The organism is Roseixanthobacter liquoris (genome assembly GCF_043195135.2).
GTDB lineage: Bacteria > Pseudomonadota > Alphaproteobacteria > Rhizobiales > Xanthobacteraceae > NCEH01.
The window spans coordinates 4,784,181-4,801,876 of the sequence record NZ_CM195537.1; the positions used below are offsets into that span (position 1 = coordinate 4,784,181).

Here is a 17,696-nt window from a genome sequence, read left to right on the forward strand (position 1 = left end):
TTCCTGCCCGAAGAGTTTTCTTGTCTGATCGTGTCGTGCTCAGATGACGCCGGACGCGCCGAGCGCCTCGATCTCGCTGGCCGAAAGGCCGAGAAGCCCCCCGAGGACCGCGAGATTGTCAGCCCCGAGGGCGCGCCCGGCATGCTTGAAGCGCGCCGGCGTCTGCGAGAGCTTAGGCACTGCGGAAGGAAGTACCAGCGGCCCCACCCGCGGATCGTCCACTTTCATCAGGTTCTGGCGGTCGGCGTATTGCGGGTCCTCGAAGATGTCGCGGATGGAATAGACCGGCCCGCAGGGCACTTCCCCGGCGAGCGTCAGCCTCATCACCTCGGTGAAGGGCAGGCTGCCGATCCACTTCGCCACCTGCTGGTTGATGTGGTCGCGCGCGGCGACGCGCAGTTCGCTGGTGGGATATTCGCGCGCCAGTTCCGGGCGGCCCATCACCTCGCACAGGCGCTCGAACATCTTGTCGTTTGTGCAGGCGATGGCGACCCATTCCCCGCTCGCCGTCTGGTAATGGCTGTGGGGCACCACATTGATGGTGTCCGCCCCCATGCGCTCGCGCACGATGCCGAACTTGGCATAGGCGGGGGCGATCTCGTCCAGCAGGCGGAACACCGATTCATACAGGCCGATGTCGATGAACTGGCCGACGCCCGTGGTCTCCAGCGCCTTCAGCGCCACCAGCACGCCGATGGCGCCCCACATGCCGGAAATATAGTCCGCCATGGAGGTGGACCCCGGCACCACGGGCCGGCCGTCCGCCTCGCCCGCCAGATAGGAAAGGCCGCCGAACGCGTGGGCGATGCGGGCAAAGCCCGGCTCGCCCTTCTTCGGGCCGGTCTGGCCGTAGGCGGAGACGCGCAGCATCACCAGCTTGGGGTTGATCTTGCGCAGGTCCTCGAAGCCGAGGCCCCAGCGCTCCAGCGTGCCGGGGCGGAAATTCTCCAGCACCACGTCGGATTTCGCGACCAGCTGGCGGAACAGCTCCGCCCCCTTGTTGGCCCGCAGGTCCAGCGTCACGGTGCGCTTGTTGCGGGATTCGCTGAGCCACACCAGGCTGTCGCCGCACTCCGTCGCGGTGCCGAAGCGGCGCAGGCTGTCGCCCACCACCGGCTGCTCGATCTTGATGACCTCGGCGCCGAAGTCCGAGAGAATGGTGCCGCAGAACGGCGCCGCGACGAAGGTCGCGATATCGAGCACGCGGATGCCGTCGAGCGCCCCTGCCGGCAGGCCGGAGGGCAATGTCGGATCTTGGCTGTCAGTCAGCAAGGTCGCTTCCTCAACATCTTATTTTTGTGCGGGAAAATCTTCCCGCCCGCCGCCTGTGCAGCGGTTGAGGAAACCTAGGGGGAGTGCACTGCGGCTTCAAACTCAATTATTTCAACAATTGTTCTGTTTTTCTGCATAATAGCGGAAAAGGAGCCGTCCATGGACCGCACGCCGCGCCCGCTCGCCAACGTAAACCTGAAGTTTCTCAAGACCTTCCTTCTGGTCGCCGAGCACAGCAGCTTTCGCACCGCCGCGCTTCATGCCCATCGTTCGCCCTCCGCCATCAGCACCCAGATCAAACAATTGGAGGCGCAGATCGGCGTCGCCCTGTTCCACCGCACCACGCGCAGCGTGCGGCTGACGGCGGAAGGCGAGCAATTGCAGGATTACGCGCGGCGCGCGGTGCACGAGCTGGAATTCGGCCTCGTGAAGCTGGAGGAGGCGGCGGACCTGCGGCGCGGCCGGGTGTCGCTTTCCTGTTCGCCGACCGTCGCCGGCTCGCGCCTTGCCCGCGTGCTGGCGGCGTTCGAGCGCGATTATCCCGCGATCCAGGTGTTCGTGCGGGAGCTGACCTCCGAGGCGCTGCACAAGAGCGTGCGGGAGAAGGAGGTGGATTTCGGCATCGGCCCGGTGACGGCCACCGAAGAATTCCAGTTCGAGCATCTGTTGCAGGAGGAATTGTACGCCCTCGTGCCGAAGCGCTTTCTCACCTCCAAGAAAACCAGCATTCCGCTGGAAGCCCTCCAGCACATGCCGCTGCTGCTGCTCAATCCGGCGACCGCGCTGCGGGAATTGTTCGAGCGCAAGATGCGGGAACTGGGCTTCACCTTCACCACCCATTTCCAGTTCACCCAGGCGCAGACCCTCATCTCCATGGCCGAGGCCGGGCTCGGCGCGGCGATCCTGCCGAAGATCGCCCTGCCGGAGACCATCGGCGCCACCACCCGGGCGCTGCGCATCGTCGATCCCTCGCTGATGCGCGAGCTCGCGGTGATCTCGCTGAAAGGCCAGTCCTTTTCTCCGGCCGCCTCGCGGCTGGTGGACCTGCTGCGCAAATATATCGTCTAGCGCCGCGCCCGCCTCGCGAAGAGCTGCATTGACCCGCGCGGCGTGCGATTTTACTCAGGATGCATAAGAATGGCCCGCGTCGAACGCGGCCGCATTTCGGGAGTGGGACGCGCCCCGCGCGTCGTGCCGGGAGAGGTGACGTGCTCGCCCATAATCCTTGGCTGGTGGCCCTGTCGCTGCTGATCGCGGCCCAGGGCAGCTATGTGAGCCTGCTGCTGGCGGACCAGGTGGACCGCAGCGCGGGCGTGCGCCGGCGCCTCGCGCTCGCGGCGGCGGCGGTGACGCTGGCGGTCAGCATCTGGTCCATGCATTTCGTCGGCATGCTGGCGGCGCAGTTTCCATTTGGCGTGGATTTCCTGGTGCTGCCCACGCTGGTGTCGTTTCTCATCTGCGTGCTCATGGTGGGCGCCGGCGTTCTGATCGTGCACACCTCCCATCCCCGCCCGCTGCGCATCGCCGGCGGAGCGCTCGCCATGGGCGCGGGGGTGATGGCCATGCACTATGTCGGCATGTCCGCCATCGACATGCCCGGCCACATGCACCATGCGCCGCGCTATGTGCTGGCGGCGGGGGTGGTGGCGGTGGCCGCGAGCGCGCTTGCCTTGTGGCAGATCGAGCGGCCCTTCGTCAGCGCCTCGCGCATGGCCTCGGCGGTGCTGCTCGGCCTCGCCATTTCCGGCATGCACTATACCGCCATGGCCGGCATGAGCGTGATGGCCGACCACGGCGCGCCACTCGCCGCCGCCGCGACGCCGAGCCTGTCGCACGATTTCATGGCCATGATCGTGGCGGTGGTGTCGTTCCTGATCTCCGGCGGCTTCCTGCTTTCGCTGATGCCGGAGCACGATCCCGCCCCTGCCGAACCCGCCCCCGCCGCCGCCCGCGCCGCGGACGGCCGCGCGGGGGAAGGGGCCGCGATATATACGCGGGTAGCGGACGCGAGAGCGACGGACGCGGGGCGCGCGAATCCGGGCGGGGTGGCTGCGAACGCAGCGGATCCGCATCCGCGCGATGCCGCCCCCCTTTCTCCGCCGACACCGCCGCCGCTGACGCCGGTCCCCGCGGTCGACCCGCCGCGCGAGCCCGCTTTGCCCGCGCCGTCCCCCTTCCTGGACGACGCGGGCCCCGCGCCGGCGCCCGCGAACGGTGCCGCGCGCCGATTCGCCCGCGAGATCGAGGTGGAGAAGGACGGCCACCGCCGCGCCCTGCCGGTGGGGGAGATCGTGTTCGTGCGGGCCAATGCCCGCTACACTTATATCTCCGACGGCGCGCACGAATTCTTCTGCCAGCACACCATCGGCGAGGTGGACGGCCTGCTCGACCCCGCCGCCTTCATGCGCGTTCACCGCAGCTATATCGTCGCCCTCGCCCATATCGAGGCGGTGCGGCGGGTGGGGGATGCGGGGGCGGCCGAGATCGACGCGGTCCTGCAACGCAGCATCCCTGTTGCACGTGCGCGCTTTTCCACGCTGAAGCAGCGGGTGAGCGCCGCGAAGGCCTGAATAGGTCAGTTCAGGCACCGCATTTCGTGGCGAACGGTCAGCCTTCCTGCCGCATTTCATGCGCCATCCGCCGCGCTTCATGACCACACGAAGCCGTTGATTCCTTTACTCTTGTTGCTGCAACGCGAGAGCGGCGAGCCTCTTTGGAACAAGACCAAGTCGATTGACCTGTCTGTCCAGAGGGGAAGACGCCATGATTCCCGGTCGCTTCGAATATCACCGGCCGAAAAGCCTGCCGGAGGCGGTCGCGCTGCTGGCGCGGCTCGGCGAGGATGCCCGCCCGCTGGCCGGCGGCCACAGCCTGATCCCCATGATGAAGCTGCGCATGGCGACGCCGGAGCATCTGGTGGACCTCGCCGGCATCGCCGACCTGAAGGGCATTCGCCACGAGGGCGGGCGCATCCTCATCGGCGCCATGACCACCCAGGCCGAGCTGATCGCCTCCGCCGACCTTTCCGCCGCCCTGCCGATCCTCAAGGAAACCGCGCTGCTGATCGCCGATCCGCAGGTGCGCTATGTGGGCACGCTCGGCGGCAATGTCGCCAATGGCGATCCCGGCAACGACATGCCGGCGGTGATGATGGCGCTGGACGCCACCTACCAGCTGGCCGGGGAGAAGGGCGCGCGCGAGGTCGCCGCCCGCGATTTCTACCAGGGCGCCTATTTCACCGCGCTGGAGCCGGGGGAGATGCTCGCGGCAATCTCCATTCCCGTGCCGCCGCAAGGGCACGGCGCGGCCTATGAGAAGCTGAAGCGCAAGATCGGCGATTATGCCACCGCCGCGGCGGCCGTCGTGCTCACCAAGGCGGAGGGGCGGATCGCGACCTGCGCCATCGCGCTCACCAATGTGGGCGACACCCCGCTGCTGGCGGAAGAGGCCGCGCACATCCTCACCGGCACCGGCGCGGATGCGGCGAGCATCGCCCGCGCCATCGCCGCCGCCGAGGCCATCACGCAGCCGGCCACCGACGGGCGCGGCACCGCCGCCTATCGCACCAAGATGGCCGGCATCATGCTCGAACGCGCGCTGGCGCGGGCGCTTGCCCGCGCCGCCGGCTGATCCCCAACTCCGCGAGGAAACCCAAAATGGCGAAGGTTCACGTCTCCATGACGGTGAACGGCGATGCGGTCGAAGGGCTCGTCGAGCCGCGCACGCTGCTCATCCATTTCATCCGCGAAAACCTGCTGCTCACCGGCGCCCATATCGGTTGCGACACCTCCCATTGCGGCGCCTGCACGGTGGATCTCGACGGCAAGTCGGTGAAGAGCTGCACCCTGTTCGCGGTGCAGGCCGAGGGCGCGCAGATCACCACCATCGAGGGCATGGCCGCGCCCGACGGCACGCTGCACGCCTTGCAGGAAGGCTTCCGCATGATGCACGGCCTGCAATGCGGCTTCTGCACGCCGGGCATGATCCTGCGCGCCCATCGCTTGCTGCTGGAAAATCCCGATCCGAGCGAAGCGGAAATCCGCTTCGGCATCGCCGGCAACATCTGCCGCTGCACGGGCTACCAGAACATCGTCAAGGCCATTCAATACGCCGCCGCCAAGATCAACGGCGTGCCGTTCCAGGAGGCTGCGGAATGAACGACCTCACACCGACCAAGGCGGAGCGCGAGGCGCGCCTCCAGGGCATGGGCTGCAAGCGCAAGCGCGTGGAGGACATCCGCTTCACGCAGGGTCGCGGCAATTATGTCGACGACATCAAGCTGCCCGGCATGCTGTTCGGCGATTTCTACCGCTCGCCCTATCCCCATGCCCGCATCAAGAAGCTGGACACCTCCCGCGCGAAAGCGCTGCCCGGCGTGCGCGCGGTGCTGACCGCCGCCGATCTCAAGCCGCTGAACCTGCACTACATGCCGACGCTGGCGGGCGACGTACAGGCCGTGCTGGCGGACGAGAAGGTGCTGTTCCAGAACCAGGAAGTCGCCTTCGTCATCGCCGACGACCGCTATATCGCCGCCGACGCCATCGAGCTGATCGACTGCGAATATGAGGAGCTGCCGGTCCTGGTGGATCCCTCCAAGGCGCTGCTGCCGGATGCGCCCGTGCTGCGCGAGGACATCGTGGACAAGATGGTCGGCGCCCACGGCCCGCGCCGCCATGCGAACCACATCTTCAACTGGCAAGTGGGCGAGAAGGACGGCACGGACGAAGCCTTCGCCTCAGCCCCGGTGACGGTGAAGGAGACCTTCTATTATCACCGCACACATCCCTCGCCGCTTGAGACCTGCCAGGCGCTCGCCTCCATGGACAAGATCAAGGGCGAGCTGACCCTCTACGGCACCTTCCAGGCGCCGCACGTCATCCGCACCGTGGTCTCGCTTATCTCGGGCCTGCCGGAGCACAAGATCCACGTCATCGCCCCCGACATCGGCGGCGGCTTCGGCAACAAGGTCGGCGCCTATGCCGGCTATGTGTGCGCCGTGGTGGGCTCCATCGTGCTCGGCAAGCCGGTGAAATGGGTCGAGGACCGGATGGAGAACCTCTCCACCACCTCGTTCGCCCGCGACTATCACATGACCACGGAGCTGGCCGCGACGCAGGACGGCAAGATCCTCGCCATGCGCTGCTATGTGCTGGCCGACCATGGCGCCTTCGACGCCTGCGCCGACCCGTCCAAATGGCCCGCCGGCTTCATGAACATCTGCACCGGCTCCTACGACATCCCGGTGGCGCATCTGGAGGTGGACGGCGTCTACACCAACAAGGCGTCGGGCGGGGTGGCCTATCGCTGCTCGTTCCGGGTGACGGAAGCGGTCTATGCCATCGAGCGGGCGGTGGAAGTGCTGGCGCAGAAGCTCGGCATGGACAGCGCGGACCTGCGGGTGAAGAACTTCATCCGCCGCGATCAATTCCCGTATCACGCCGCGCTGGGCTGGGAATATGATTCCGGCGACTACCATCTCGCCATGGAAAAGGCGATGAACGCGGTGGATTATCGCGGCCTGCGCGCAGAACAGGCGGCCAAGCGCGAAGCGTTCAAGCGCGGCGAGACGCGCGAGATCATGGGCATCGGCGTCTCCTTCTTCACCGAGATCGTCGGCGCCGGGCCGTCCAAGAATTGCGACATCCTCGGCATCGGCATGTTCGACAGCTGCGAGATCCGCATCCATCCCACCGGCTCGGTGATCGCCCGCATGGGCACGAAGAGCCAGGGCCAGGGGCACGAGACCACCTATGCCCAGATCCTCGCCACCGAGCTGGGCATCCCCGCCGACGACATCATGATCGAGGAGGGCAATACCGACACCGCCCCCTACGGCCTCGGCACGTACGGTTCGCGCTCCACCCCCACGGCGGGGGCCGCCACCGCCATGGCGGCGCGCAAGATCCGCGCGAAGGCGCAGATGATCGCCGCGCACCTCCTGGAAGTGCATCACAACGATCTCGAATGGGACGTGGACGGCTTCCAGGTGAAGGGCCTGCCGGAGAAGCGCAAGAGCATGAAGGAGATCGCCTGGGCCTCCTACAACCAGCCGATCCCCAATCTCGAACCGGGCCTGGAGGCGGTGAATTATTACGACCCGCCCAACATGACCTATCCGTTCGGCGCCTATTTCTGCGTCATGGACATCGATGTGGACACCGGCGTGTTCAAGGTGCGCCGCTTTTACGCCCTGGATGATTGCGGCACCCGCATCAACCCCATGATCATCGAGGGGCAGGTCCATGGCGGGCTGACGGAGGCCTTCGCGGTCTCCATGGGCCAGGAGATCCGCTACGATTCCATGGGCAACGTGATGGGAGCATCCTTCATGGACTTCTTCCTGCCCACGGCGGTGGAGACGCCCCATTGGGAGACCGACTTCACCGAGACCCCCTCGCCGCACCATCCCATCGGCGCGAAGGGCGTGGGCGAAAGCCCGCATGTGGGCGGCGTGCCGTGCTTCTCCAATGCGGTGAACGACGCCTTCTCCTTCCTCGGCACCACCCATATCGACATGCCGCACGATGCCTGGCGCATGTGGGAGACCGCCGAGAAGCTCGGCCTGCACAAATCCGCAGCCGCGGCCGCCTGATCCTCCAGGGAGGGCGCAGAGGCGCCCTCCCCTCTTTTTCGATGGCGACGCAACCATGAGCGACCGGGACATCATCGCGCAGCGCCTCGCCGAGGCCGGCTATCTCGCCGACCGCGACCTTGCGACCGCGCTTTATCTGATGGACCTGCTGCACCGTCCGCTGCTGCTGGAAGGTGCGGCCGGGGTGGGCAAGACGGCGGTGGCGCAGGCGCTCGCCAAGGTGCACGGCGCGCCGCTGATCCGCCTGCAATGCTACGAGGGCCTCGACCAGAACGCCGCCCTCTACGAATGGAACTACCAGCGCCAGATCCTCGCCCTCAAGGCCCGCGAGGGCAGCGGCGAGAGCCCGCGCGCGGTGGAGGCGGAGATCTTCTCGCAGGACTATCTGCTGGAACGCCCGCTGCTCGCGGCGATCCGCAGCATCACACCCGCCGTTCTGCTGATCGACGAGGTGGACCGGGCGGACGAGGAATTCGAAGCCTTCCTGCTGGAGATCCTCGCCGATTTCCAGGTGACCATTCCCGAATTGGGCACGGTGACGGCGCGCTCCATTCCCCGCGTGGTGCTCACCTCCAACGGCACGCGCGAGCTTTCCGACGCGCTGCGCCGGCGCTGCCTCTATCATTTCGTGGATTTCCCGGAGGTGGACCGCGAGGCCGCCATCCTGAAGACCCGCGTGCCGGGCATCGACGCGGCGCTGGCGCTGCAGGTGGCGCGCTTCGTGCGCGACCTGCGGCGCGAAGACCTGCGCAAGGTGCCGGGCGTCGCCGAGAGCCTGGATTTCGCCGCCGCCCTCACCGGCATCGGGCTGAAAGACCTGCGGCACGATCCCGAGAGCGTCTACGACCTGCTCATCACCTTGCTGAAGACCCATGAGGATCGCTGCGCCTTGCCGCGCGAGGTGGTCTCCCGCCTGCTGGAACAGGTGGCCTGATGCACGCGCCCGCGCCCTCTCCCCGTCCCGATCCGCCGCCGGCGGGCGCGATCGTGCGCACGCGGCTCGCGGGCTTCGTGCGGGCGCTGCGTGACAATGGCTTCGCCACCGGCCTTGCGGAGAGCGGCGACGCCCTGCGTCTGATCGCCGAGCCCGCCCTTGCGGACCGCACGCGACTGCGCGCGGCGTTGCGCGCCCTGTTCGCCTCGCGCCGCTCGGATTGGGAGAAATTCGACGATCTGTTCGACGCTTATTGGTTCGAGAAGCACTTGCGCGCCAGCGTCCGCCTGGCGGACCAGCGCCGCAACCCCACCAATTTGCCGCCGCGCCCAGGTGCGGATGCACCCGAGGCCGGCGGCAGCGGGCCGGTGAGCCGGGTGGACCGGGTGCCGGGCAGCACGGCGCAAGGCGATGAGGGCGATGCCGGGCAGCGCCGCGCCGGAGCTTCCCGCGCCGAGCGGCTGGAGACGACCGACTTCCGCCATATCGCCGACCCGCAGGAGCTGGAGCGCGCCTATGCGCTGGCCCAGCGCCTCGCCAAGGCCATGCGCGCACGCCTCACCCGGCGCGCCCGCGCCGCCCGCACCGGCGCCCGGCTGGACCTGCGGCGCACGCTCCACCGCAGCGTGGCGCGCGGCGGCGTGCCGGTGGAGCTGGTGCATCGCCGCCGCCGCCCGAAGCCCTTGAAGCTGGTGATCCTGCTGGATGCCTCCGGCTCCATGAGCCCCTATGTGGCGGTGTTCGTGCGCTTCATCCACGGCGCGCTGGACAGTTTCCGCGAGGCCGCCGCCTTCGTGTTCCACACCCGCCTCATCGACGTGACCGACGCGGTGAAGGAGAAGGACCCGCAGCGCGCCATGGACCGGCTCGGCCTGATGGCCCAGGGGGTCGGCGGCGGCACGCGGATCGGCGCGAGCCTCGCCACCTTCAACCGCTGGCACGCCGGGCGCACGCTCCATTCGCGCACCGCCGTGCTGATCGTCTCCGACGGCTACGACACCGGCGAACCGGAGCTTCTGGCGCGCGAGATGGCGGCCCTGCACCGCCGCTGCCGCCGCATCGTGTGGCTCAACCCCATGATCGGCTGGCGCGATTATGCCCCGGAGGCGGCCGGCATGAAGGCGGCACTGCCGTTCGTGGACCTGTTCGCGCCGGCCCACAATCTGGAGAGCCTGGAAGCCCTCGAACCCTATCTGGCCCGGCTATGACGGGAGGAAGCGCCATGACCAGTCCCATCGACATGTTCGCGCTCATGGACGGCATGAAGCAGAAGGAGCAGCCGTTTGCCCTCGCCACCGTTGTGCGCACGGTTTCCGTCACCGCCGCCAAGGCGGGCGCGAAGGCGCTGATCCTGCCGGACGGCACGGTGCTCGCGGGCTGGATCGGCGGCGGCTGCGCGCGCGGAGCGACGCTGAAGGCGGCCCGCGAGGCCCTCGCCGACGGCCAGCCGCGCCTGGTCTCGATCCAGCCGGAAGACCTGCTGGAGGATCTCGGCGTGCACGCCGGGGAGACCCGCGAGGGCGTGCGCTACGTCTCCAACATGTGCCCCTCCAAGGGCACCATGGACATCTTCGTGGAACCGGTGCTGCCGCGCCCGGAGCTGGTGGTGATGGGCGCTTCTCCCGTTGCGGTCGCGCTGGTTGCGCTGGCGCCGCAGTTCGGCTTCAGCGTCACCGCCGCCGCGCCGGCGGCGGACCATGGGAAATTCGCCGGCGCCGATCGCATGGCGGAAGGCTTTGCGCCGCCGCCGGCCAGCGGGCCGCGCTTCGTCGTGGTCTCCACCCAGGGCGCGGGCGATCTCGCCGCGCTGACCGCCGCGCTCGGCCTGGAGGCCCGGCATGTGGCCTTCGTGGGATCGCGGCGCAAGGCGGAGACGCTGGCCGGCAAGCTACGCGAGGCCGGCGTTCCGCAAGCCCGGCTCGAGGCCGTCAAGGCCCCGGCGGGCCTCGATCTCGGCGCCATCACGCCAGAGGAGATCGCGCTTTCCATCCTCGCGGAACTCGTGCTGGTGCGCAGGCGCGACCAGCGCGGCGCCGTTTCTTAGAAAAAGAGAGATATCCCATGGACATGAACGGCTCACAGCGCATCGAAGCCAGCCCGGCGGCCGTCTGGGCGGCGCTGAACGATCCCGAGGTGCTGAAGCAGTGCATCCCCGGCTGCGAGAGCATCGCCAAGACCTCGGACACGCAGATGGAAGCCGTGGTGGTGCTGCGCGTGGGGCCGGTGAAGGCCTCGTTCAAGGGCGCCGTCACCTTGTCCGACATCGTGCCGGACCAGGGCTACACCATCTCCGGCGAAGGCTCGGGCGGGCTTGCCGGCTACGCCAAGGGCTCGGCCAAGGTCCATTTGATGCCCGAGGGCACCGCGACCCTGCTCTATTACGAGGTGAGCGCGGACGTGGGCGGCAAGCTGGCCCAGCTCGGCGCGCGGCTGATCGATGCCACGGCGAAGAAGCTGGCGGGTGAATTCTTCACCAATTTCGGCGCCATCGTCGCTCCGCCGCCGGCCGCCGCGCCGGAGCCGGAACCGGACGCCGCCGCCCCCGCCGAGGGGACCGAGAAGGCCGGCAAGGGCTGGCTCGGCGGCCTGTTCGGCAAGGCGACGGCGGGCGCGCTGGTGGCCGGCGTCCTGCTGGTGCCGCCCTGCTGCCTCAATGGGACCCACGCCCATGCGGCGGGGCAGACCGCTTTCCCCATGTGCTTCGGCGCGCGCTGACGGCTCCGGCCTAAAATATCCGGGTAATATTGAAAATTTAATATTACCCGGATATAACGAGCCTCGCCAGGTGGCGCGGACGATGAGGCCGGACATGAAGAGTGAAACGCGCAAGGCGGCGGTGGCCGCCTATCGGGAGCGCAAGCGCGTCGCGGGCATTTATGCCGTGCGCTGCGCCTCCACGGGCGAATGCTGGCTCGGGCGGGCGCCGGACCTTTCCACCATAGAGAACCGCATCTGGTTCAGCCTGCGGCAGGGCGGCGGCTCGAACCGCACGCTCCAGGCGGCCTGGCAGGCCCATGGCTCGGCGGCCTTCACCTTCCATGAGATCGAGCGCCTGGACCCGGAGGACAATGCCTATGTGCGCGACGCCCTGCTGAAGGAGCGGCTCGACCATTGGCGCGCGACGCTCGGCGCCGCCCTGCTTTGAATCCAGAACGCGCCCCGCCGCCTGAACATGACCTAACGTCATGCACTGCTTCACGTATTTTCGTTCGCCCGGCCCCGCAAAAGTGCCCTCCCTAGCTGTTCGAAGGTTGACTCCCCCGTCGTTTCAGCCACGATCTGAACACTGAATTCCGAATTCAGTTAAGGCTCGCCAAAGCCGAAATGAAAACATTGCGGGAGAAACCTAATGATCGCATCACGCCTCGTGATCGCAGCCTTATGCGCCGCCGTCGCCGGACCAGCCCTCGCCCAGAGCGTGCCGCCCATCAAGATCGGCGTGCTGAACGACCGCACCGGCATCTACGCGGATTTCGCCGGCCAGGGCTCGGTCGTCGGGGCCCAGATGGCGGTGGAGGATTTCCAGAAGACCCATCCGGAAATCAAGGTGGAGATCATCTCCGCCGACCATCAGAACAAGGCGGACGTGGGCTCCGCCATCGCGCGCAAATGGTATGACGAGGAAGGCGTCGACATGATCATGGACGTGCCGAACTCGGCCGTCGCCCTCGCCGTCAACGAGGTTTCGCGCGAGAAGAACAAGGTCTTGATCGTCTCCGGCGGCGGCACGTCCGACCTCACCGGCCCGAAATGCGCGCCCAATACCATTCACTGGACCTTCGATACCTGGTCGCTCGCCCACGGCACCGGCAGCGCCATGGTGAAGCGCGGCGGCGATACCTGGTTCTTCATCACGGCGGACTATGCCTTCGGCCATGCGCTGGAACGCGACACGGCGAAAGTCGTGACGGAATCCGGCGGCAAGGTGCTCGGCAGCGCCCGCGCGCCCATGGGCGGCTCGGATTTCAGCTCCTTCCTGCTCCAGGCGCAAAGCTCCAAGGCCAAGGTGATCGGCCTCGCCAATGCGGCGGCGGATACCACCAACACCATCAAGCAGGCGTCCGAATTCGGCATCACCCAGGGCGGGCAGAAGCTCGCCGGCCTGCTGATCTTCTTGACCGACGTGCACTCCCTCGGCCTCAAGGTGGCGCAGGGCCTGGTGCTGACCGAAGCCTTCTATTGGGACCAGAATGAGGGCACGCGCGCCTTCTCCAAGCGCTTCGGCGAGCGCATGGGCGGCACCATGCCCACCATGGTGCATGCCGGCGTCTATTCGGCCGTGACCCATTATCTGAAGGCGATCGTGGCGGCGAAGTCCAAGGATGCCGCCAAGGTGGTGGCGCAGATGAAGGCCATCCCCACCGACGATCCGCTGTTCGGCAAGGGCGAGGTGCGCGCCGACGGCCGCCAGATCCATAACATGTATCTGTTCGAGGTGAAGACCCCGGCGGAATCCAAGGGCGAGTGGGACATCTACAACACCCTCGCCACCATCCCCGCCGCCGAGGCCTTCCGCCCCCTCAACGAGGGCAATTGCCCGCTCGTGAAGAGCTGAGCCGCGGGACGGCCCCCTCCCGGGCCGGGAGGGGGTCTTCGCATAAGGGCGCGCAGGCGTCGTCATGGCCGGGCCGCCGGCGCGGCCCCCGAAGCGCCGATGCCGGCGGTGCCGCGTGGATGCACGGGACGGGCCCGTGCGTGACGATGCCCTGCTGCAACGGCCTCTCAAGCCACGATTGTCGATTGGCCCTAAAGCGGCGCGCCCAGCAGCCGGGGACGGCCCAGGGGACAGGCCGAGCGCCCGTCCGCCAGCAGGATGAAGGCGCCCACCTGCGTCGGTTCCGTCAGCTTCACATGCCCGCGCCAGCCCACTTCCTGGCGCGTCACCACGGGGATCGCCGCCGGAACATCGGGCCGGCGGCCATCGGTGAGGCCGTAGCCGACGATGGTGCCGGCGGCATCGACCATGAGGATCTTCTCAGGCGCCCCGGCCCGCGCCGCATCCCAGGCCCAGCCCGTCACCCGGAAGGCGCTGCCCGGCGCCGCATCCGGCACGGCCTGCGCGCCTTCGAACGCACCGAGGCAGGACGTGGCGGGCGCGATCGCCGCATGGGCCGCCAGCGGCGTTCCCATCCAGCCCGCCCATGGGTCCGCGAACAGCGTGAGACGCTGCCGGCGCAAGAGGACCGCCCGCTCGGCGACCACCTGCGGATCGAGGAAAATCCTGCCGAATTCCGCATTGTCCCGCACGTTCGACAGCAGCGCCGTCGCGGCGCCGTTGCGGGTGACGCGCATGGCCTCCACCACGTCCTCGACCGTGCGCGCATAGCCGGCCATGAGCACCAGCGCAAAGACCGCCGAAGCCGGCGCGACCAGCCGGACGCGATCGGGCAGCAGGCTCCACCACAAGAAGGTCAGCGCGAGCCAGAAGACCAGGCTCGGCGTCAGGTAGCGGCTGGCCAGCGCCTGGCCGACGCCGAAGGTCAGCCGCCCGAGCGAGGTCAGGGCGGCGGAGGCGGCGATGAACACGATCACATGCAGCAGCACCAGCCGGGCCGGCGTCGCGACGGAGGGGCGGGCCAGCAGCACGGCGCCCGCGCCGACGCCGAGGCCCACGCCGATGCCGCCCATCACGATGGCGACCAAGTGGCGATGGCCCTGCACGGCGGCCATCTGCACCCGCAGAAGCTCTTCCAGCGGCTGGCCCAGATAGGCGAGCGTATAGCGCAGCGACGTCAGCGGCTTGAGCAGCGCGGCGAAGGGCGTCAGATCGGGATCCGGCGATTGATAGCCGAGCAGATAGAGCCCGATCAGCCCCGCCGCCACGCCCGCGAGGACGGCGGTTTCGCGCCACGGCCGGCGCAGCCAGAGGGCCAGCGGCGGCAGGAGGAGGCAGACGAGAACGCCATTCGACATGGACCCGACGGCCAGGGCGGCGCACAGCGAGGCGGCGCCGACCCCAGCCCATCCTGGCAAGGCGGCGATGGCGGCAAAGGCAAGTGTTCCCGCAAAGAAGACCGCGAAAAACTGGGTCTGGAAGCTATAGAGGAAATTCTCCCACTGCCCGCCCCAGAACATATATCCAAGCGCGATCGCTCCCGCCAGGACGACATTCAATGTTCCCCGCACCCCGGCCCAATAGACCAGCACCGTGAACGCAACGGCGTGGACCAATTGCATCGCGATGCTGACATAGAAATTGACCAGATAGGTTCCATGCGAAAGCATGTGGTCAAGAATGGAAATAAGCCGGAACACAACGATGCGATGCTCATTGTGCTGGCTGAAGAGCTGATCAATGCAATCCTGGACGGAAACGACCGCCCATTGGTCCATGAAAGGAAGCGGGATGTAAGCATCGTACATCGCCCGCAAGGTGGTCAGCACCACCAGCGCCGCGCATAGGAGAGCGATGAAGGTTAGAACATAAAGCAGGACGCGAGACATCATGACCCGGCCCCCGCCGGCCAAGGATGCAGTGTTCTCGAACGCCATCGCCCCCCCGATAATGTCGCATATTCGTAATATTACGTGAGCCCCGCACGCTTTTAGTGCTCACGATCGCGCCGCAGAGCCAGCTTTATTCCCGCGCTTGGGGGGATGCAACGCCTCGTCGGGCGGCGGATGCGGAAGCTTTCGTAATCGGGCGCGTTCATCCACCGCCGCGTGCCATCGCGGGACAGCGGCAGCCTCGACACGGACATGCAGGCGAACAGGGGGCGAACGGATCGGGCGCGAATCGGCGCGCGGCGGCGGATCGCGCTTTGTTCCGCCGATCCAGCGCCGCGATGGGGCGATGCCGCGATGGGACGCGCGGGATTGCCCGCAGCGCGGGCCATTTGGCGGTCCGGAAGGCGCGCCGGAATACGCCGCCGGGGCGACGCGCGTCAGTCCAGCGCCGGGGCCGGCGAGAGGCTCAGCGAACGGTCGAAGCGCGGTTCGGGACGGCCGGCGTCGCGATTGGCCGCGCGGGCCAGCAGGGCGAGAAGATCGCCCAGCCGGTTCACATAGGCGATGCCGGCGCTGCCCGGCGCGGGCGGGTCGATCTCGGCCTGGGAGACCAGCCGCCGTTCCGCCCGCCGGCACACCGCGCGCGCGACGGCGGCATGGGCCGCCGGCAGCGAGCCGCCGGGAACCAGCGTCGCCGCGACCACCGGAAGATCCGCCTCCAGGCGCCCGATAAGGCTGTCCAGCCGGCGCACGTAAGCCATGGACAATTGCGGCGCGCCGGGCGCCGCCACCTGCTGAAGCAGTTCGTGCACGTCGTTCCGGGCGATGGCGAGCGCCTGCCCGGCCTCGCCGGAGGCGCCGCTTTCCGCCAGCAGCGCGAGCCAGCCGGCCAGTTCCTCCACCGCGCCGATCAGCTCGATGGTGGGGCTGTCCTTCTCCACCCGCGCGCCGGTGGCGAGGCGGGTGATGCCGGCGTCTCCGGCGGAGGTGCTCCAGCCTGCAAGATTGGTCATGTCGTTTCTCCCTCGGCTCGCGCCCGGCGGCCGCCCTGTGCCGGGCGGTCCGCCTTCACGCGCCGGGCGCCATGCCCGACGCGTGACCCTGCGGTCCGCCGCTCAGGCCGGCACCGCTCTCAGTTCGTTCTGGCTGGCGAGGAAGCCGGCCGTGTAGTCGCGATAGGTGCCGATGATCCAGGGGATCATGGCGCGCTTCCTCTCATCCATGGGGGAGATCTTGCGGGCCGGGCTGCCGCCCCAGAGCCAGCCGCTCTCCAGCACCTGCCCCGGCGCGGTGCGCGCGCCCGCCGCCAGCAGAACGTCGGGCTCGAACACCGTGCCCGCCGCCACATGGCTGCCCATGCCCACCAGGACCCCGGTGCCGATGGTGCAATTCTCCAGCATCACATTGTGGCCGATGACCGCGTCCGCCGCCATGACGAACGGCCCGTTCACGCAGCGGATGATGGTGTTGTCCTGGATGTTGGAATTGGCGCCGAGCACGATCTCGCTGTCGCCGGCATCCAGCTCGCAGGAGAACAGCACGCTGGAGCGCGGACCCGCGCGGAATTTTCCCGCCACCGTGGAGGTGGCGGCGATGAAGGTCGAGGGGTCGATGTCCAGCTCCGCCGGGGCACGGGCGGGCGCGAGCACCGCGTCTGGCACCGCGCGCAGGCGCGCCGCGCGGCGCGCGATCTCGCCCGGCTCCACGGGGCGCACCGGCTTTGCGGGAATGCCGGCATAGACCATGCCCGCCTCCAGCTTGGAGCGCGGGAAGGCCACCGCGCCGGCCTCCAGGATCACCCCGTCTTCCACCACCGATCCGTCGAGGATGACGGCATCCTCCTCGATCACGCAATCGCTGCCCACGGTGCAGGCGTGCACCACGCCGTTGCGGCCCACCGTGACTCGATCGCCGACGAGGGCGGGATAAAGCTCATGGGCGATATGCACCGTGCCGCGATCGCCGATGAAGAAATCGGCGCCGATCTCCACCACATGCCCGTCCGCCCGCAGCAAGGCCAGCGCGCCGAGCGAGGCGCGCGGGCCGAGCGTGACCCGCCCGATCACGGCGGAGCGCGCGCCGGCGTGGCGCAGGTCCGGCATCACGGGAAAGATGCCCTGGTAGGGCAGGATGAAAGGCGGGGTGGAAAGAAGATCACTCATGCGGCGCTCCCGTGCAGACCATTTTGCAGGCGATCCGCCAGCACCACGGCATCACGGGCCATGGCTTTGAGTTCGTCCTGCGCCAGCCGCGCAGCGACTTGCCCGCAGAAGGCCTCGAACTCGGCGAGATCGCTTGCCCCCAGCATCCGCGCGAAGAAATAGCGACGCAAGGCCAGCCGTTCATGGCCGCAGGCCACGCTATGCGCCAGGAGCAGGCGCGCCGCCCCCACATCGCCGCCGCGCGCCCGGCTGCGCGCGGCCTTCACATCGGCCCGCTTCAGCCGCATGG

General features: G+C 68.2%; 16 protein-coding genes. 11 read left to right on the forward strand and 5 right to left on the reverse strand.

Features of this window, described 5'->3' with window-relative positions; translation table 11 throughout:
• Positions 1-39: 39 nt before the first annotated feature.
• Positions 40-1,272, reverse strand: coding sequence for a CaiB/BaiF CoA transferase family protein (locus V5F84_RS21495; protein ID WP_394042872.1), 1,233 nt, complete (start codon positions 1,270-1,272; stop codon positions 40-42).
• 159 nt (positions 1,273-1,431) lie between these two features.
• On the opposite strand from V5F84_RS21495, the gene V5F84_RS21500 reads away from it, so the two are divergent.
• The 11 genes from V5F84_RS21500 (at position 1,432) to V5F84_RS21550 (ending at position 13,353) form a co-directional block, all read left to right on the forward strand.
• Complete coding sequence (locus V5F84_RS21500; RefSeq protein ID WP_394042873.1) at positions 1,432-2,340, forward strand: LysR family transcriptional regulator; 909 nt, start codon at positions 1,432-1,434, stop codon at positions 2,338-2,340.
• Between the two features lie 140 nt (positions 2,341-2,480).
• Positions 2,481-3,842: an MHYT domain-containing protein gene (locus V5F84_RS21505; protein ID WP_394042875.1), complete on the forward strand. Its 1,362-nt coding sequence runs from the start codon at positions 2,481-2,483 to the stop codon at positions 3,840-3,842.
• A 193-nt stretch (positions 3,843-4,035) separates the two neighbouring features.
• Positions 4,036-4,902 (forward strand): FAD binding domain-containing protein, encoded by an 867-nt coding sequence (locus tag V5F84_RS21510; RefSeq protein WP_394042876.1) that lies wholly within the window; start codon positions 4,036-4,038, stop codon positions 4,900-4,902.
• A 26-nt stretch (positions 4,903-4,928) separates the two neighbouring features.
• On the forward strand, positions 4,929-5,429 hold the full coding sequence (locus V5F84_RS21515; protein ID WP_394042877.1) for a (2Fe-2S)-binding protein: 501 nt from the start codon (positions 4,929-4,931) through the stop codon (positions 5,427-5,429).
• Entirely contained in the window at positions 5,426-7,864 is a 2,439-nt protein-coding gene (locus tag V5F84_RS21520; RefSeq protein WP_394042878.1) for an aerobic carbon-monoxide dehydrogenase large subunit, read from the forward strand. The genes V5F84_RS21515 and V5F84_RS21520 overlap by 4 nt, the downstream gene beginning before the upstream one ends.
• A 55-nt stretch (positions 7,865-7,919) precedes the next feature.
• On the forward strand, positions 7,920-8,798 hold the full coding sequence (locus V5F84_RS21525) for an AAA family ATPase (RefSeq protein ID WP_394042879.1): 879 nt from the start codon (positions 7,920-7,922) through the stop codon (positions 8,796-8,798).
• Positions 8,798-10,006: a vWA domain-containing protein gene (locus V5F84_RS21530; RefSeq protein WP_394042880.1), complete on the forward strand. Its 1,209-nt coding sequence runs from the start codon at positions 8,798-8,800 to the stop codon at positions 10,004-10,006. The genes V5F84_RS21525 and V5F84_RS21530 overlap by 1 nt, the downstream gene beginning before the upstream one ends.
• A gap of 14 nt (positions 10,007-10,020) precedes the next feature.
• Entirely contained in the window at positions 10,021-10,842 is an 822-nt protein-coding gene (locus tag V5F84_RS21535) for an XdhC family protein (protein ID WP_394042881.1), read from the forward strand.
• Positions 10,843-10,859: 17 nt separating this feature from the next.
• The gene (locus tag V5F84_RS21540; protein ID WP_394042883.1) at positions 10,860-11,513 is read left to right on the forward strand and encodes an SRPBCC family protein; all 654 of its coding nucleotides are present in this window, start codon (positions 10,860-10,862) and stop codon (positions 11,511-11,513) included.
• Positions 11,514-11,607: 94 nt separating this feature from the next.
• Entirely contained in the window at positions 11,608-11,943 is a 336-nt protein-coding gene (locus V5F84_RS21545) for a GIY-YIG nuclease family protein (RefSeq protein WP_394042885.1), read from the forward strand.
• A gap of 204 nt (positions 11,944-12,147) precedes the next feature.
• On the forward strand, positions 12,148-13,353 hold the full coding sequence (locus V5F84_RS21550) for an ABC transporter substrate-binding protein (RefSeq protein WP_394042886.1): 1,206 nt from the start codon (positions 12,148-12,150) through the stop codon (positions 13,351-13,353).
• 191 nt (positions 13,354-13,544) lie between these two features.
• On the opposite strand, the gene V5F84_RS21555 is transcribed toward V5F84_RS21550, so the two are convergent.
• The 4 genes from V5F84_RS21555 to V5F84_RS21570 all read right to left on the reverse strand — a co-directional run bounded on the left by V5F84_RS21555 (position 13,545) and on the right by V5F84_RS21570 (position 17,694).
• Positions 13,545-15,245, reverse strand: a complete 1,701-nt coding sequence (locus V5F84_RS21555) for a hypothetical protein (protein WP_394042887.1) — start codon at positions 15,243-15,245, stop codon at positions 13,545-13,547.
• A gap of 437 nt (positions 15,246-15,682) precedes the next feature.
• Entirely contained in the window at positions 15,683-16,258 is a 576-nt protein-coding gene (locus V5F84_RS21560) for a cob(I)yrinic acid a,c-diamide adenosyltransferase (protein WP_394042888.1), read from the reverse strand.
• Positions 16,259-16,360: 102 nt separating this feature from the next.
• Complete coding sequence (locus V5F84_RS21565) at positions 16,361-17,407, reverse strand: gamma carbonic anhydrase family protein (protein ID WP_394042889.1); 1,047 nt, start codon at positions 17,405-17,407, stop codon at positions 16,361-16,363.
• Complete coding sequence (locus tag V5F84_RS21570) at positions 17,404-17,694, reverse strand: hypothetical protein (protein ID WP_394042890.1); 291 nt, start codon at positions 17,692-17,694, stop codon at positions 17,404-17,406. The genes V5F84_RS21565 and V5F84_RS21570 overlap by 4 nt, the downstream gene beginning before the upstream one ends.
• Positions 17,695-17,696 lie beyond the last annotated feature (2 nt).

Bases quoted from the DNA above. Each gene is read 5' to 3' on its own strand.
- V5F84_RS21500 (WP_394042873.1), top strand. From the start codon at position 1,432: ATGGACCGCACGCCGCGCCCGCTCGCCAACGTAAACCTGAAGTTTCTC.
- V5F84_RS21510 (WP_394042876.1), top strand. From the start codon at position 4,036: ATGATTCCCGGTCGCTTCGAATATCACCGGCCGAAAAGCCTGCCGGAG.
- V5F84_RS21515 (WP_394042877.1), top strand. From the start codon at position 4,929: ATGGCGAAGGTTCACGTCTCCATGACGGTGAACGGCGATGCGGTCGAA.
- V5F84_RS21520 (WP_394042878.1), top strand. From the start codon at position 5,426: ATGAACGACCTCACACCGACCAAGGCGGAGCGCGAGGCGCGCCTCCAG.
- V5F84_RS21525 (WP_394042879.1), top strand. From the start codon at position 7,920: ATGAGCGACCGGGACATCATCGCGCAGCGCCTCGCCGAGGCCGGCTAT.
- V5F84_RS21530 (WP_394042880.1), top strand. From the start codon at position 8,798: ATGCACGCGCCCGCGCCCTCTCCCCGTCCCGATCCGCCGCCGGCGGGC.
- V5F84_RS21535 (WP_394042881.1), top strand. From the start codon at position 10,021: ATGACCAGTCCCATCGACATGTTCGCGCTCATGGACGGCATGAAGCAG.
- V5F84_RS21540 (WP_394042883.1), top strand. From the start codon at position 10,860: ATGGACATGAACGGCTCACAGCGCATCGAAGCCAGCCCGGCGGCCGTC.
- V5F84_RS21545 (WP_394042885.1), top strand. From the start codon at position 11,608: ATGAAGAGTGAAACGCGCAAGGCGGCGGTGGCCGCCTATCGGGAGCGC.
- V5F84_RS21550 (WP_394042886.1), top strand. From the start codon at position 12,148: ATGATCGCATCACGCCTCGTGATCGCAGCCTTATGCGCCGCCGTCGCC.
- V5F84_RS21555 (WP_394042887.1), bottom strand. From the start codon at position 15,245: ATGATGTCTCGCGTCCTGCTTTATGTTCTAACCTTCATCGCTCTCCTA.
- V5F84_RS21560 (WP_394042888.1), bottom strand. From the start codon at position 16,258: ATGACCAATCTTGCAGGCTGGAGCACCTCCGCCGGAGACGCCGGCATC.
- V5F84_RS21565 (WP_394042889.1), bottom strand. From the start codon at position 17,407: ATGAGTGATCTTCTTTCCACCCCGCCTTTCATCCTGCCCTACCAGGGC.
- V5F84_RS21570 (WP_394042890.1), bottom strand. From the start codon at position 17,694: ATGCGGCTGAAGCGGGCCGATGTGAAGGCCGCGCGCAGCCGGGCGCGC.